This window comes from Fusobacterium mortiferum ATCC 9817 (assembly GCF_000158195.2).
Lineage (GTDB): Bacteria > Fusobacteriota > Fusobacteriia > Fusobacteriales > Fusobacteriaceae > Fusobacterium_A > Fusobacterium_A mortiferum.
This window is the reverse complement of sequence record NZ_GL987994.1, coordinates 596,359-611,056: the sequence shown is the minus strand read 5'-3', so window position 1 is coordinate 611,056 and position 14,698 is coordinate 596,359. Positions and strand designations below refer to the sequence as shown.

The following is a 14,698-nucleotide window of genomic DNA, read 5'->3' as shown; positions in this document are numbered from 1 at the left end:
ATGAAACGTATAAAAATAGATAGAAAAAAATGTGTAGGATGTCTTACTTGTGTTACTGCCTGTTGTGTAGCTCATAATTCTAGTGATTCTAGAAATAGAATAACTATAGACTCTCAAAAGAAACCTGCTCCAATATTTTGTAGACACTGCGATTTACCAGAATGTGTATTTACATGTATGACTGGGGCTATGAGTAAAAATAGTGATACTGGGTATGTAGAATATAATAAAGAGCAGTGTGCAAGCTGCTATATGTGTATAATGGCTTGCCCATATGGAGTATTAAAAAGTGATACCTTAACTCATAAAGAGATTATGAAGTGTGATATGTGCTCTTTTGAAGGAAAAGAGGCAGACCCTGAGTGTGTAAAACGTTGTCCTATGGGAGCTATAACATTTGAAGAGGTGAAAAAATAATGAGATTTGTTGTAATTGGAGCTAGTGCTGCTGGTATTAATGCCATTAGAAAACTTCGTGAATTAAATCCTAACTCTGAAATAACTCTGATATCTAAAGATAAGGATATTTACTCTCGTTGTATACTATACCATCATCTAAAGGGTATTAGAGACTTAAAAAAATTATCCTTTGTTGAGGTAAATTTTATTGAAAAAAATAGAGTAGAGTGGATAAAAGGAAAAGAGGTAATAGGTTTAGACACTGTTTCACAAAAGGTAAAATTAGATAATGGAGAAGAGGTTGACTATGATAAACTTCTAATAGCTTCTGGTGCTCACTCTTTTATCCCTAAAATAATGGGAATAGAGGGAGTAAAAAATATTGTAGGATTTAGAAACTTTGAAGATGTTGAAGAGATTGAAAAATTACTTCCCCATGTAAAAGATATTGTAATTATGGGAGGGGGACTTGTAGGAATAGATGTTGCTGCTGGACTACTTCATAAAAATAAAAATCTTTATTTAGTTGAAATGGGAGATAGAATGTTACCTATCCAGCTAGACAAACATAGTGCTACAGTATATGAGAAAGCTTTTGAAAAAGAGGGACTAAAACAGTATTACAGCAATGGTATAGCACTAGTAGGAAGTGAAAATGGAGTAGTAAAAAGAGTGGTATTAAAAAATGGTAAGATTCTTCCTTGTGATTTACTTATAAGTGCTGCTGGTATTAGAAGTAATATAGAGTTCTTAAAAGAGAGTGATGTAAGCTGTGACAATAATGGACTTCTATTTGATGAAAAGGGAGAAACTAATATCCCTAATATCTATGGAGCTGGAGATGTCAGTGGAAGAGCTCCTATCTGGCCAGTGGCTGTAAAGGAAGGTATCATAGCTGCTTACAATATGAGTGGAATAGAAAAATCTATGGACGACTTTTTTGCTAGTAAGGCTACTATGAATTTTTTAGGTATTCCTACTATGTCTTTAGGTATAACTTCTGGCTATGATGAAAGCTATATTGAAGAGATAGATTTAGATAATCTTGGTAACTATAAAAAAATTATCCACAAAGATGGAGTTATCCATGGAGCTATACTACAAGGAGACCTCTCTTATGCTGGGATATTGACACAACTTATACGTCTAAAAATAGATGTGTCTAAGGTCAAAAAGAGATTGTTTGATATAGATTACTCTGATTTTTTCCATACAACAGAGAATTTTGAATTTACTTATGATGAGGTGAAATAATTAATGATAGACAGACTGAAAAAAATGCCTGTTCCTTTACTTCCTACAATGGTAGGAGCTTGTACACTTTCTAATGTATATCTAGCTCAAGGGTTTCCAATAGTACGTCATATTACTATGATTTCTGCTCTTGTAATTTGGTTGATATATTTAGTTAGAATTTTTCTAGTATTTGAAACTTGTAAATCAGAGTACAAAACAACTGTTCCTAGTAGCTTATATGCTGGATTTACTATGCTTATGATGATACTTGGTAGCTATATATTTGACTTTAGTCCTGAAATGGGGAAGTTATTCTGGTCATTAGGTTTAGGATTACATACTTTACATATTCTTATCTTCACTTATAGAAATATAGTAAAGGATTTCAAGATGGACACATTTGTTCCTAGTTATTTTGTTACTTACAATGGTATAATGGTATCAGTGGTTATAGGTGGAGTGATGAAAGAGCCAACTATTCTAAAGATTGTAACTTACTATGGAATAGGGGTATTCACTTTAATCATTCCTTTTATGATTTATCGTCTGGTTAAACATGATTTAAAAGATGCTTTCTATCACACTCAAGCCATTGTACTAGCCCCTAGTTCTCTATGTACAGTGAGCTATCTAAACAGTGTACAAAATCCTAATATCTATCTACTAGGGTACCTATATATCTGTGTACTCTTAGCACTTATTTTTATAATTTATAAGTTACCTAAATTTTTCTCATTTGGATTTTCTCCAGCATTTGCTGGACTTACATTCCCTATGGCAATAGGAATAGTAGCGACAACTAAGATGAGTGGATATTTAAAAACTATTGGTTATTTAGATTTAGCTATATTCTTAACTCAGCTATCTGGAATACAGATTTATCTAACTTCTGGAATTATCTTCTACATTCTATTAAATATGTTCATTTGGATAAGAAAAGATTGATTATGAGTAGAGGAGTTTTAATCTTAGCTGGGGGAAAAGGAAGTAGAATGGGATATTGTCAAAAGGGGGAGTTATTGTATAATAACTCTACCTTTTTAGATATCATAATAGAAAATTTTAGAGATGAAAAAATCTATATCTCAACTAAAAAAGAGTACTGCACAGATAGAGAAGTCCAATACATATATGATACAAATGTGGAATATACACCTTTTGAAGCTATTTTTAATGCTTTAGATAGATGCAGTGAGGAAACTCTTTTTATAATTGGATGTGATATGCCCTTTATTACTAGAGAGATTTTTCTTAAACTTTTAGAGTATTTAAAAAATTATTCAGGGGTTATCCTCTATGATGAAAACAATCTAACATATCCACTTAGTGCTATATACACAAAAAAATTACTTCCTATTTTGGAAAAAATGAGAGAGAAAAAAAATTATAAACTTAAAGATATCTTTGAAAATAAAAACTGTTTAAAACTTTCAATGAAGGATTTGGAAATATCTAAGAACTATTTTATCAATATAAATACCTTTGAAGATTATGAGAAATATATAAAGTGAGGAAAAAATGAAAAAAAACATTGAGATAGAAGAGGCTTTTAAAATTTTTGAGAGTTCTGTAAAAGATATAGGAATAGAAAAAATTAGTATATCTAAGGGTCTGGGATATATATTGGCAGAAGATATATTCTCTCCTATAAATCAACCTCCCTTTTCAAAAAGTGCTATGGACGGAGTAACTTTAAACTCTAAAAATTTAAAAGAAAATTTTAAGTTTACAATAAAATCTACTATTTATGCTGGAGATAACTGCTCTATCTCACTAGGCTCAAATGAAATACATAGAATAATGACAGGGGCTAAACTTCCACCTGACTGTGATATTGTAATTCCACAAGAGTACTGTTCTTTTCAAGGAAGGGAAGTTGTTATACAAAAATATGGAAAAAAGGGAGATAATATCTGTTTTTTAGGAGAGGATTTTCAAAGGGGAGAATTACTACTAAAAAAGGGAGAAAAACTTGACTATATAAGTCTTGCTCTCCTCTCTAGCATTGGTGTTACTGAAATTCAAGTCTATAAAAAAATCAAAATAGCTCTCATTATCACTGGAGATGAGATTTCTAATCCTTGGGAATCTTTAAAAGAGGGAAAAATCTTTGATAGCAATGGTATGCTTCTTACACAAAGATTAAAAGAGTTAGGATATGAGGTGGATATATTTGAATATCTTGAAGATAGTACTCTAAAACTAGCTCAAAGATTAAAAGAGCTAGCCTCTAAGGTAGATGTAATAATTACTACTGGTGGAGTCTCTGTTGGAGAAAAGGATATATTCCATGAAGCTATTGATTTAGCTGGTGGAGAAAAGATATTTTGGAGAGTGAATTTAAAGCCTGGTACTCCTGCTTTATTTTCTCTAATAGATAGTTGTCCTGTTCTATCTCTTTCTGGAAATCCATTTGCTGCTTGTGTAACTTTTGAAATTTTAGGAAGAACTCTATTGGGATTTTTACAAAAAGACTCTTTACTCCCTTTAAAGAGAAATAGTGGAGCTCTTCTATCTGATTTTTCTAAAGGTGGAGATAAAAGAAGATTTGTAAGAGGAAAGTTTTGTAATGGCAAAATAGAGATACCTGATGGTCTTCATAGCTCCTATGCTCTTGGAAGTATGAAAGGTTGTAATGTGTTAGTTGAGATTCCTAGCGGAAGTAATGGAGTAAAAAGTGGAGATGAGGTAGTAATATGGGAGCTATAAAACCTTTTATTTTGCAGATTTGTGGATATAAAAACACTGGTAAAACTACTTTTTTAAATAAGCTTGTAAAGTTTTTTACAGCACATAACTTTAAAGTTGGAACTATTAAACATGATGGACATGATTTTGAGACTACAAATTATTTGGAAGATAATTTCCAACATTTTAATAGTGGAGCAAAAAAAAGTATTGTCTTTTCTAAAAATAAATGGCTTTTAGTAGAAAAGGATAACAAATCTCTTGAAGATATGATTGAAATTATGTCAGATATGGATATAGTAATTATTGAAGGTTGTAAAAATAGCACTCTTCCTAAAATAGAATTACTGAGAAAGGGAGTGTCAGAAACTCCTGTATCCAACCCGCTAAATCGGATAGGGGTATACAGTGATTTTGATTATTTAGGAGAAAAATGTTTTAAAAAAGATAGTGATGAGGTATTTAACTATTTATTAAACTTATTAAAATAGATGGGGGGACTTGTATGAAAAAACCAAAAATTAAATTGACAATTGTAGATAGAGTAGGAAAATGTGGATGTCATAGAGGGCATAAAATAGGAGACACCTTTGATTTTGACGAGGATAGAGGTAGACTCTGTCCTATGGCTTTTCACTCTGGATTTCCATATATAGATATATTGCGTTATGGGGGAGATATACCAAAAAGTAAAAGTGAAGATTACAGATTTGCTTGTCCAGATGCTGATACAATACTTATATTCAAAATTGAGGTAGTAAATAATGAGTAGAGTTAATGAGATTTTAATAGAAGCTTTGAAATTTGAAAATGGTCATATTAGAAGAACTCAACATATTTTAAAAGTTCACTCTTTAGCTAAGCTCTTTGCTGAAAAATTGGGCTTAGATAAAAAAGCCTTAGAGCTGTTGGAGATAGCAGCTATTCTCCATGATATAGGAATTAAATCTTGTAAGGATAAGGGGGTAAATCCCTCTTTAGAAAATCAACTTATTGAAGTAAAAATGATTTTATCAAATTTCTCTAAAAAATATGAGATATCTCCTAAAGAGGAAAAAGAGATATATTTTTTAATAGAAAATCATCATAATTATTTAGATTTGAATAATCTCTCTCATCAAATATTGATAGAAGCTGATTTGATAATAAATATATTTGAAAAAAATAAAGAGGGAATAGAGGGGTATAGAGAGTATTTTAGAACTGATATTGGTAGAGAGATATTAGATACTCTATAACTATTCAAATAACTTGCTAAGAAACTCAAAAAGTGCCTAGTTTATTAAATTTAAGTTAGGACAAAGTAAGGGGATAACTACTCAGCTATTTTTTATTTAAAAAGAAAACTAAGAATTGCTCTATATTTCAAGAAGTTGAATAAGAATTATACAATTCTTTGAATTTTCTTAAATTAATTTGCTGGCTGAGTAGTTACCTTTTTTCTTTTATATTAAATATTTTTATTTTAGGATTTTAATTTAAAAATTCCATACTACTAAAATTTTAGTAAGAAAGAAATTACTCCCTCTCTTGAGCAAGAGAGTATATCTCCTCTTTGTCCTTCTCTTTTAAAAATACACTTATGATAAAGGCAATCACAGGGATTCCAACTATATTAAGTCCTAGACGTAACATAGAAAAACTGTAACCTAAGGCTGTGGATTCAAATATGAGAAGTGGTACCTTCATAGTAGACCAAGCTCCTATAAAAATTAGCACATTAAATATACTTGTTCCCTTTCTTAAAAGTACACCTGCCACTGGAAAGGCTGCATAAAGTGGTCCAGCAGCAGTAGCTCCAATTATAAAGGAAAGTAAAACTCCCACTACTCCAGAACCTTTTCCCATATATTTAATCATTGTCTCTTTCTTTAGCCATACATCTAAAACTCCTAAAAGTATAAATATAGGTGGTATAACTCCTAACATCTCTAAAAGATTATCATAGGTAATACTAAAGGATTTTTCCCCAATCTCTGGAGAGATAAAGAGTAGGGATATATTTATAACCAAAAGTATTAGAAAAAATCTGTATCTTTTTACAAAATTTTTAATCATAGTACTCCCCCCATAACCATTGCCACAACTAGTGAGAACACAAAGGCAGATAGATTTCTTATTATAGTTACCATTATCCCTGACTCCTTCCCTAAAAACATAGAGATTTGCTCTGGAGTCAATACAGCTAACATCACTCCTATCAACAATATAATTGATAGAAACTGTGGCATAATATTTTCAAAGGATTTCCAAGCTTTTTTTAGTACCATCTTTGTTTTCTCTCTACTTTTAATAAAAGAAATAATCAAAGATAGGATAGCAATTATATAAAATACTTTTGTCATTTTCCTCCCCACTTATCTTTAGATAAATAGATTAGTATTTGAGTTTTCAGTAGCTCCTAAATATTGTCCCACTCCTCCATAACCTATTCCATCTATCAACTCTTCCTGTGTTATTCCCATAACTTCCATAGACATAGTACAAGCTGTAATATTAGCTCCAGACTCTATACTCTTTCTCATAAGCTCCTCTAAAGACATTATATTTTTCCTCTTCATTGTCCATCTTATAAGTTTTGCCCCTATTCCTAAGAAATTCATCTTTGACACTGGAAGTTTTTCACTATTCTTAGGTAACATCATAGCAAACATCTTCTCTATAAATGATTTTTTACCTAGATTCTCTTTTTTCAAGATAGATAGTCCCCAGAATGTAAAGAACATTGTTACTTTTTTACCCATAGCCAAAGCCCCATTAGCTATTATAAATGCTGCTATTGCCTTGTCTAAATCTCCACTGAAAACTACAATAGTAACTCCCTCATTAGTTTCTATTACTCTATTGTCTTTTTTTTTTCGATATCAAGATTGGTACTATCTCCCTTTTGTAATGTAGCAAATATGTTTCCATCTTTTTTCTCAAGAGATAGCAGTGTATTTTTTGTTACCTTGCTCCAGCTTTGAATATCATTGTAAAAACCAGGGTCTGATACCTTTACCTTCAATACTTCTCCATCTTTTAAGCTGTCCATATTCTCTTTAATTTTTACTAATGGTCCAGGGCAAGATAGTCCAGATAAATCTAAATACTCACTCTTATCAATCTCTACATTAACTTTTGGAGTTTCTACCTCTACTTTTTTCTCTACAAAGTGTAACTCTTTTATTTTAGATTTGATTCCACCAGCTATATTCTTTACCTTGTATCCATTTTGTGATAAAAATCTAGCTGCAATATATCCTCTAAGTCCAACAGCACAGTAAGCTAAAATCTCCTTATCCTTAGGTAACTCTCCTACTCTCTTTCTAAGCTGGCTAAGAGGAATATTTATACTACCTTCTATTACTCCTGTAACTAGCTCTATCTCCTCTCTAGTATCTAAGATAATCTGTGTATCCTTATTGTAATTAGCTAAATCCTCCATAAATATCTGCTCTACTAATCCCTCTTCTATATTTAATCCAATAAATCCTGCCATATTAGCTGGAGATTTTGCCGAAGAGAATGGTGGAGCATAAGCTAAGTCTAACTCTGCTAAATCCTCTATCTTTCCACCAAACTTTATAGTTGTAGCTATTACATCTATGAATTTATCTACTCCCTTTACTCCAATAGCTTGAGCTCCTAAAATCTCTCTATTCTCCTTCTCATATATAACCTTGATACTGATAGGAGTAGCCCCTGGATAGTAATTAGCGTGGTCATTAGGGTGTAGATAGATTTTTTCATAAGAAGCACCTAAATTTTTCACTGTTCTCTCATTTAATCCTGTTGAAGCCCCTGTTAGTCCAAATACCTTTATTATTGCTGTACCTAAACTTCCATTGTATTTCTCATCTCTACCGACTATATTTCCTGCTACTATTCTTCCCTGTCTATTAGCTGGTCCAGCTAGAGCAATAGAGCTTTCCTCTCTAGTAATAAAGTTCTCTACTAAGATGGCATCTCCTAGGGCATAAACTCCTGAAGCATTAGTTTCCAATCTATCGTTTACTAAGATATGTCCTCTTGCTCCTAATTCTATTCCTGAATTTACTAAAAATTTAGTATCTGGAGTAACTCCAATAGATAGAACTATCATATCAGCTACCACTGATTTTCCACTCTCTAGTACTACTTCTACTCCCTCTTCTCTCTCTTTAAACTCCACTACTTTTTCATTAGTCATCAAGTTTATTCCATTAGTAGTCATCTCATATTCTAAGATATTAGTCATCTCTCCATCAAAGGGAGCTAAGATATTTGGAGCTGCCTCTATAAGAGTAGTTTCTACTCCTAAGTGAGTTAGGTTCTCTGCTGTTTCTACTCCTACATAGCCTCCACCTACTACTACTGCTCTTTTTACTCTATCTAATTCCAACTCTTTTTTTATCTTGTCCATATCATTCATATTTCTAAGAGTAAAAATCTTCTTACTGTCTATCCCTTTGATAGGTGGTAATAGTGGCTTAGCCCCTGGAGCAAGAACTAGGTAATCATAGCTTTCACTGTACTCCTCTCCAGATTTTGTTCTTACCTTTACAGATTTTTCCCCTGTATTAACCTCTGTAACCTCACTATTTACTCTTACATCAAGGTTGAATCTAGCTTTTAATTTTTCAGGAGTTTGTACAAGTAAGCTCTCTCTATTTTCAATAACTCCTCCTATATGATAAGGTAGTCCACAGTTAGCAAAAGAAACATATTCCCCTTTTTCAAATATAACTATCTCTAAACTTTCATCTAATCTTCTCAATCTAGCAGCTGCTGAAGCTCCTCCAGCTACTCCTCCAACTATTAATACTTTTTTCATAGTTCCCCTCCTAAACTTCTTTTGTATATTTTTATTATAAGTCTTTACTACACCTTTTGTAAAGTACAGACATTTTTGTCTGTACTTTACTTTTTTGAGTATAAAAGGTAAAATATACCAAAGAGGGTGATAAAATGAATAGAGAAAAACAGTATAATTGCTATTTTGAATTGACTTTAGATATTATAGGAGGAAAATGGAAACCTATTATCCTTTACTATATAAATACAAATAAGGTGGCTAGACACAGTGATTTGAAAAGATTTATTCCCAGTATCAATGAAAGAATGGTGACTAGACAGTTGAGGGAGTTAGAGGAAGATGAGCTTATCAATAGAAAGGTGTACCCTGTTGTACCTCCTAAGGTGGAGTACTCTCTTACTGAGAAGGGGCAGGAGCTTATTCCTATCTTAGAATCTCTTGTAAAATGGGGAGCTAAGTATGCTGAGTCAATAGGATTTAATAATTTTAGGATAAATATAGAATAATTATTTATAGGCTTTCACTTGGGTGGAAGCTTATTTTATATCGTTACTACTCAGCTATTTATGATTTAAAATGATAACTAAGAATTGTTCCATATTCCAAGAAGTTGATTAACTATGAGCTTATCTCACTAAAAATGCAAGGGTTAAGTCTTTGACTTATTGCATTTTTTAGCGTTCGATTTCGCTGAGTTAATCTAATTTCTCTTCATAAATTACACAATCCTTTGAGTTTTCTTAAATTAATTTACTGGTTGAGTAGTTACTTCATATCTATAAGTTAGTAGCTTTTCTTCTTACTAAAATTTTAGTAGAATTGACTTTTTATAAAGTTTTTGTTATAATTTAATTACCTAGAACCTGTATGGGTAACTTAAAGTTGTGTGTAAAAGTCGTTATGAGATAAGCTTTCACTTCGGTGGAGGCTTATTTCATATCTATAAGGAGTAACGACTCTTGTAGATAGTAGAACACAACTTTAAGGAGGTACAGAAATGACTGTAACAATTGAGCAGCTGACTATAACTTTGGTAATGATGTAATTCTTCTAGGTGGATTACTTCTCATCATTGTGATTTGGTTACTTAGAAAGTACAGGTAATTCTGACCTCACACCCTACAGGGTATTTTTTATATTAACTACTCAGATAGTGAAAAAATTTAAAGAAAACTCAAAAAATTGTGTAAGTTAATAACTACAATATCATTATAAAAGTTCCTATAGTAATAAAGATAGCCCCTAATATAACCTTCATAGTAGCTACCTCTTTTAAAAATATAAAAGCAAAGAAAATAGTCAAGACTATACTAAATTTATCTACTGGAACTACCTTAGAAACCTCTCCTATCTGCAAAGCCTTATAATAACACAGCCACGAAGCCCCAGTAGCCACTCCAGAGAGAACTAAAAATATCCACTCTCTTCCAGAGATGCTCCCTATCTGATTTCCTGTTCTAGTTACAAATACCATTCCCCAAGCCATAAAAAGTACCACAGTAGTTCTTATAGCTGTGGCTAGATTGGAACTTATCTCCCCCATACCCATCTTAGCTAAGATAGAAGTTAGAGCAGCAAACACAGCTGACAAAATTGCATAAAAAAACCACATAATCCTTTTTCTCCTTTAAAAAATTTTAATTTCTACATATTTATTATAACAAATTTCTCTCTAAATTATAAGTTACTCCTCAGCTATTTATGATTTAAAATAATAACTAAGAATTGTTCCATATTCTAAGAAGTTGAATAGGAATAGCTTTAAGAATTACAAAGATTGAAAGTTATTACAAATTCTTCAATCAAAGTTATATTCAAGAATAACTTTCGTTCAAAGAATAAAGAGCAAGTAGGCTCAGTTCATTAAAAACACAAGGGTTAAACCTTTGGTTTATTGTGTTTTTTAGCATTCACTTTCGCTGACTTGCTCTATTTATTCTTCTCAATCTTCATCATTCTTGAATTACAACAAATTCACTGATATATTTTACTTATTTATTTACAGATTTTTCTACCTCATCTAGCATTATCTCAGTAGATTTTAATCCTCCACTAGCTGTATACCATACCACCGAATTTAAAAATACAATATTTCCATTTTGAGCTGCCTTTGTAGATTTTACTATTGGATTATCAAAAGCCTTATTAGCTAAAAGATTATCTCCTACAACTGCTGCCTTATCTACTATATAGATATAATTTGGATTTTTCTCCAATAGATATTCAAAAGTTACCTTGTTTCCGTGGGTACTAGCCACTACTTCTCCAGTTGTCTTAAACCCTAGATAGTCATAGAATATTGAAAATCTTGACTTCTCTCCATATGCTGCTATTCTACCATTATTAGATAGTAATACCATAGCATTGTATCCCTTCTCCTCTACCTTAGTTTTTATAGATTTAACTCTGCTCTCTATCTCTGCATATTTTTCATTTAACATTTGAGAGTTATCAAATACCTTTGTTAAAATATCTATATTAGTTTTTAATCCCTTCATATAGTCAGCAGATGAAGTTTCCACAAAAATTGTTGGGGCTATCTTTGATAGAGATGAGTAGAAATCTCTCTGTCTTCCTGCTATAATTATCAAGTCTGGCTTAGCCTCGTAGATTTTCTCTAAATTAGGCTCCTTTAAACTTCCTAGATTTGCATATTTATCACTACTATATTTTGATAGATGCTCAGGTACCATATCTCTTGGCAATCCTATCACATTAGCTCCCAAAGTATCTAGTATATCCAAGATTCCATAGTCAAAAACCACTACTCTTTTAGGATTTTTTGGAACTTCTACACTTCCTAAAGAGTGTTCTATAACCACTTTTTCTACCTCTGCTCCCTGATTTTCAGAGCTCTTTATATACATAAATCCAATAAAAGCTATAAATACAACTATTATTCCTACAATTATCTTTTTCACTGTTCCTCCTTAAAAATATACACAGATACTCTTATTATTTATTTTTGTAATATCAAATTCCATCTCATAGAGATTTTCTAGCTTATCTTTTACTACGATATTTTCACAGCTATCCATATGCTCTAGCCTACCATTTTTCATAGCTAGAATATAGTCTGAATAAACTGATGTAAAGTTTATATCGTGCATAACTATTATTATTGTCTTATTTAAATCCCTTACCATCTTTTCAAATGTTCTCATCATCTGAACAGCATTTTTCATATCCAGATTGTTTAGTGGCTCATCTAGTAAGATATACTTAGTATTTTGAGCAATAACCATAGCTATGTAAGCTCTCTGTCTTTGCCCACCACTTAGCTCATCTAGGTACTTATCCTTAAACTCCTCTAAGTTCATATACTCAATAGCTTCATCAATATATCTTATATCCTCTACAGTAAGCTTCCCTTGTGAGTGGGGAAATCTTCCAAAGGAAACTAACTCATATACTGTAAGCCTGATATTTGTGTTGTTCTCCTGCTTTAGTATTGCCAAAGTCTTAGACAACTCCTGCTTATCCCACTCCTTTATAGATTTTCCATCTATAAATACCTCTCCCTCATCTGGGACAGATAGTCTACTCATCATAGATAGAAGAGTACTCTTTCCAGCTCCATTAGGTCCTATTATACAAGTTATCTTTCCATCTGGAAACTCTGTTGTAACATCTTTTACCACATATTTTGAACGATACTTTTTACTTAAACCTTTTATCTCAATCATGCTATTTTTCTCTCCTTCAATAGTATATTTAAAAGATATATTCCACCTACAAAATTGATTATTGTACCAATAGAGATAGAGTTATTGAAAACCTTTTCCACCAGCAGTTGTCCAAATATTAAAAATATAATATTGAGGACTATACCTGCTATTGACAGATAGATATGTTTGTAAGTAGAAAAAAGCTCCTTGGCTATATTTACAGTAAGTAGTCCTAAAAAAGTGATAGGTCCTACTAGGGCAGTGGATATTGAAACTAGGATAGAGATTACCACAAGATACTTTTTCAAAATTCTATTGTAATCTAATCCCAAGTTTATAGCTTGGTCGTGTCCAAGGCTCAATACATCTAGTTGGTTGTGTTCTCCTATTATAAAATATATCACTACTCCTAAAATTATATAGGCAATTATTAAAAGATATATATTAATTGTATTGTAGCTAGCAAAAAGACTAGATTGCAGTATCAAAAACTCATTAGGATCCATAATAACCTGCATAGAGTTAGAAAGACTATCTAAAAAAGTCCCTGTTACCATACCTATCAAAACCATATAGAGTATCTTTCCCTTGGAATTTCCACTGAAAAGCTTTTGCAGACTACTAGTAATAAAAACCATAGCTACAATAGTTAGAAAAAATTTAACTATATCATCTGATAAAATTGGTATAAATTTATGGAAGATAAAAAATATAGCTGTCTGTAAAAATACATACATAGCATCTAATCCCATCACACTAGGAGTCAAAATTCTACTGTTGGTAATAGTCTGAAATATCAGTGTAGATACAGAGATACAGATTCCACTTAGAATTATCCCAAAAAGTTTTGGAATACGTAGCCCTATAAGAAATCTAAAATTACTGAAATTTACTCCCAACATTAGAAATACTCCAATAAAAACAAGCATCACTAAAAAGAGTATTGAAAGTTTATGCTCAATATGTTTATGTTTAGTATTCAAGTTTTAACCTCCTTAAAATAAGTATTAAGAAAATTCCACTTCCTATGACACCAGATACTAAACCTATTTGTATCTCATATGGATAGATTATAACTCTTCCTAAAATATCACAAAGAAGTAAAAAGGCACTTCCAGAGATTCCACTTAGATAGATATTTTTAGAAAGATTATCTCCATTGAACATAGAAACAATATTTGGAATGATTAATCCTAAAAATGGGATAGCTCCTATTGTTATGATTATTAGAGATGAGATAATACAAACAAGCCCAAGCCCAATATTTACAACTTGCTTATAGTTCAGTCCCAAGTTTGTAGCAAACTCCTCTCCTAACCCTGAGATTGTAAATTTTTTAGAGTATAGGAAGGCAACTATTACCAATGGGATAGTGAGATAAAGTAACTCATAATTTCCCTTTATTACCCCTGAAAAATCTCCAAATAACCAAGCACTAAGATTTTGTATCATATCTCCCTTATAAGCAAAAAACATAGTCAGTGAGCTTACTATCCCACTTATCATAATTCCTATCAGTGGTACTAATACATTATCTTTAGATTTTATCTTTCTGATAATTCCTAAAAATAGAAAAGTCCCTCCCATAGCAAAAATAGAAGCTACTATCATCTTTAAAATAAGGCTCTCATAAGGAAAGAATATCATCGCCACTAATATTCCTAGCTTTGAAGCCTCTGATGTTCCTGCAGTAGTAGGGGATACAAACTTATTCATAGTGAGCTGTTGCATAATAAGTCCACAAATACTCATTCCAAATCCTGCTACTATTATACTGATTGTCCTTGGAATTCTACTAAATATAAATATATTATAGCTATGACTTCCTTGAACAAAGATTTCATTTATCTCTGTGGAAGCTACCCCTAACAATGTAGAAATCATTGCTAGGAGTAGAAGAGCCACAGTTACAACTATATTGTACATAAAAC

At 31.8% G+C, this 14,698-nt stretch carries 16 protein-coding genes and 1 pseudogene; 9 read left to right on the top strand and 8 right to left on the bottom strand.

The features are described 5' to 3' along the window. From FMAG_RS12495 to FMAG_RS12460, 8 genes are read left to right on the top strand one after another with little or no spacing between them, the layout of a single operon-like run. Positions 1 to 417 carry a 4Fe-4S dicluster domain-containing protein gene (locus FMAG_RS12495; protein ID WP_005887220.1) on the top strand — a complete coding sequence of 139 codons (417 nt, stop codon included), beginning with the start codon at positions 1 to 3 and terminating at the stop codon, positions 415 to 417. After that, on the top strand, positions 417 to 1,652 hold the full coding sequence (locus FMAG_RS12490) for an NAD(P)/FAD-dependent oxidoreductase (RefSeq protein WP_005887219.1): 1,236 nt from the start codon (positions 417 to 419) through the stop codon (positions 1,650 to 1,652). Before FMAG_RS12495 ends, FMAG_RS12490 begins: the two co-directional genes overlap by 1 nt. Before the next feature lie 3 nt (positions 1,653 to 1,655). Beyond that, positions 1,656 to 2,579 carry a TDT family transporter gene (locus tag FMAG_RS12485; RefSeq protein ID WP_005887217.1) on the top strand — a complete coding sequence of 308 codons (924 nt, stop codon included), beginning with the start codon at positions 1,656 to 1,658 and terminating at the stop codon, positions 2,577 to 2,579. Positions 2,580 to 2,581: 2 nt separating this feature from the next. Beyond that, positions 2,582 to 3,145, top strand: a complete 564-nt coding sequence (mobA, locus tag FMAG_RS12480; RefSeq protein ID WP_040494152.1) for a molybdenum cofactor guanylyltransferase — start codon at positions 2,582 to 2,584, stop codon at positions 3,143 to 3,145. A 7-nt stretch (positions 3,146 to 3,152) separates the two neighbouring features. Next, positions 3,153 to 4,343 carry a molybdopterin molybdotransferase MoeA gene (locus tag FMAG_RS12475; protein ID WP_005887213.1) on the top strand — a complete coding sequence of 397 codons (1,191 nt, stop codon included), beginning with the start codon at positions 3,153 to 3,155 and terminating at the stop codon, positions 4,341 to 4,343. Further along, positions 4,331 to 4,813 (top strand): molybdopterin-guanine dinucleotide biosynthesis protein B, encoded by a 483-nt coding sequence (mobB, locus tag FMAG_RS12470; RefSeq protein ID WP_005887211.1) that lies wholly within the window; start codon positions 4,331 to 4,333, stop codon positions 4,811 to 4,813. The genes FMAG_RS12475 and mobB overlap by 13 nt, the downstream gene beginning before the upstream one ends. 14 nt (positions 4,814 to 4,827) lie before the next feature. Continuing rightward, positions 4,828 to 5,094 (top strand): TIGR04076 family protein, encoded by a 267-nt coding sequence (locus FMAG_RS12465; RefSeq protein ID WP_005887209.1) that lies wholly within the window; start codon positions 4,828 to 4,830, stop codon positions 5,092 to 5,094. After that, entirely contained in the window at positions 5,087 to 5,560 is a 474-nt protein-coding gene (locus FMAG_RS12460; RefSeq protein ID WP_005887207.1) for an HD domain-containing protein, read from the top strand. Before FMAG_RS12465 ends, FMAG_RS12460 begins: the two co-directional genes overlap by 8 nt. A gap of 280 nt (positions 5,561 to 5,840) precedes the next feature. On the opposite strand, the gene FMAG_RS12455 is transcribed toward FMAG_RS12460, so the two are convergent. The 3 genes and pseudogenes from FMAG_RS12455 to FMAG_RS12445 all read right to left on the bottom strand — a co-directional run bounded on the left by FMAG_RS12455 (position 5,841) and on the right by FMAG_RS12445 (position 9,117). Further along, positions 5,841 to 6,380 (bottom strand): permease, encoded by a 540-nt coding sequence (locus FMAG_RS12455; protein WP_005887206.1) that lies wholly within the window; start codon positions 6,378 to 6,380, stop codon positions 5,841 to 5,843. Further along, positions 6,377 to 6,667, bottom strand: coding sequence for a hypothetical protein (locus FMAG_RS12450; RefSeq protein WP_005887204.1), 291 nt, complete (start codon positions 6,665 to 6,667; stop codon positions 6,377 to 6,379). Before FMAG_RS12450 ends, FMAG_RS12455 begins: the two co-directional genes overlap by 4 nt. Before the next feature lie 18 nt (positions 6,668 to 6,685). Further along, positions 6,686 to 9,117: pseudogene (locus FMAG_RS12445) on the bottom strand (FAD-dependent oxidoreductase). A gap of 134 nt (positions 9,118 to 9,251) precedes the next feature. Between FMAG_RS12445 and FMAG_RS12440 the strand changes: the two are divergent. Further along, positions 9,252 to 9,605: a winged helix-turn-helix transcriptional regulator gene (locus FMAG_RS12440; protein WP_040494150.1), complete on the top strand. Its 354-nt coding sequence runs from the start codon at positions 9,252 to 9,254 to the stop codon at positions 9,603 to 9,605. A 692-nt stretch (positions 9,606 to 10,297) separates the two neighbouring features. On the opposite strand, the gene FMAG_RS12435 is transcribed toward FMAG_RS12440, so the two are convergent. The 5 genes from FMAG_RS12435 to FMAG_RS12415 form a co-directional block, all read right to left on the bottom strand. Then, entirely contained in the window at positions 10,298 to 10,711 is a 414-nt protein-coding gene (locus FMAG_RS12435; protein ID WP_005887202.1) for an EamA family transporter, read from the bottom strand. 379 nt (positions 10,712 to 11,090) lie between these two features. Further along, the gene (locus FMAG_RS12430) at positions 11,091 to 12,020 is read right to left on the bottom strand and encodes a siderophore ABC transporter substrate-binding protein (RefSeq protein WP_005887200.1); all 930 of its coding nucleotides are present in this window, start codon (positions 12,018 to 12,020) and stop codon (positions 11,091 to 11,093) included. A 9-nt stretch (positions 12,021 to 12,029) separates the two neighbouring features. Then, positions 12,030 to 12,785 carry an iron ABC transporter ATP-binding protein gene (locus tag FMAG_RS12425; protein ID WP_005887197.1) on the bottom strand — a complete coding sequence of 252 codons (756 nt, stop codon included), beginning with the start codon at positions 12,783 to 12,785 and terminating at the stop codon, positions 12,030 to 12,032. After that, positions 12,782 to 13,750, bottom strand: coding sequence for an iron chelate uptake ABC transporter family permease subunit (locus FMAG_RS12420; RefSeq protein ID WP_005887196.1), 969 nt, complete (start codon positions 13,748 to 13,750; stop codon positions 12,782 to 12,784). Before FMAG_RS12420 ends, FMAG_RS12425 begins: the two co-directional genes overlap by 4 nt. Beyond that, positions 13,740 to 14,693, bottom strand: a complete 954-nt coding sequence (locus FMAG_RS12415; protein WP_005887194.1) for an ABC transporter permease — start codon at positions 14,691 to 14,693, stop codon at positions 13,740 to 13,742. Before FMAG_RS12415 ends, FMAG_RS12420 begins: the two co-directional genes overlap by 11 nt. Positions 14,694 to 14,698 lie beyond the last annotated feature (5 nt).

Excerpts from the sequence above, each read along its gene's own strand:
- mobA (WP_040494152.1), top strand. The coding sequence starts at position 2,582 with ATGAGTAGAGGAGTTTTAATCTTAGCTGGGGGAAAAGGAAGTAGAATG.
- FMAG_RS12490 (WP_005887219.1), top strand. The coding sequence starts at position 417 with ATGAGATTTGTTGTAATTGGAGCTAGTGCTGCTGGTATTAATGCCATT.
- FMAG_RS12485 (WP_005887217.1), top strand. The coding sequence starts at position 1,656 with ATGATAGACAGACTGAAAAAAATGCCTGTTCCTTTACTTCCTACAATG.
- FMAG_RS12475 (WP_005887213.1), top strand. The coding sequence starts at position 3,153 with ATGAAAAAAAACATTGAGATAGAAGAGGCTTTTAAAATTTTTGAGAGT.
- FMAG_RS12465 (WP_005887209.1), top strand. The coding sequence starts at position 4,828 with ATGAAAAAACCAAAAATTAAATTGACAATTGTAGATAGAGTAGGAAAA.
- FMAG_RS12450 (WP_005887204.1), bottom strand. The coding sequence starts at position 6,667 with ATGACAAAAGTATTTTATATAATTGCTATCCTATCTTTGATTATTTCT.
- FMAG_RS12495 (WP_005887220.1), top strand. The coding sequence starts at position 1 with ATGAAACGTATAAAAATAGATAGAAAAAAATGTGTAGGATGTCTTACT.
- FMAG_RS12440 (WP_040494150.1), top strand. The coding sequence starts at position 9,252 with ATGAATAGAGAAAAACAGTATAATTGCTATTTTGAATTGACTTTAGAT.
- FMAG_RS12425 (WP_005887197.1), bottom strand. The coding sequence starts at position 12,785 with ATGATTGAGATAAAAGGTTTAAGTAAAAAGTATCGTTCAAAATATGTG.
- FMAG_RS12435 (WP_005887202.1), bottom strand. The coding sequence starts at position 10,711 with ATGTGGTTTTTTTATGCAATTTTGTCAGCTGTGTTTGCTGCTCTAACT.
- mobB (WP_005887211.1), top strand. The coding sequence starts at position 4,331 with ATGGGAGCTATAAAACCTTTTATTTTGCAGATTTGTGGATATAAAAAC.
- FMAG_RS12455 (WP_005887206.1), bottom strand. The coding sequence starts at position 6,380 with ATGATTAAAAATTTTGTAAAAAGATACAGATTTTTTCTAATACTTTTG.
- FMAG_RS12460 (WP_005887207.1), top strand. The coding sequence starts at position 5,087 with ATGAGTAGAGTTAATGAGATTTTAATAGAAGCTTTGAAATTTGAAAAT.
- FMAG_RS12415 (WP_005887194.1), bottom strand. The coding sequence starts at position 14,693 with ATGTACAATATAGTTGTAACTGTGGCTCTTCTACTCCTAGCAATGATT.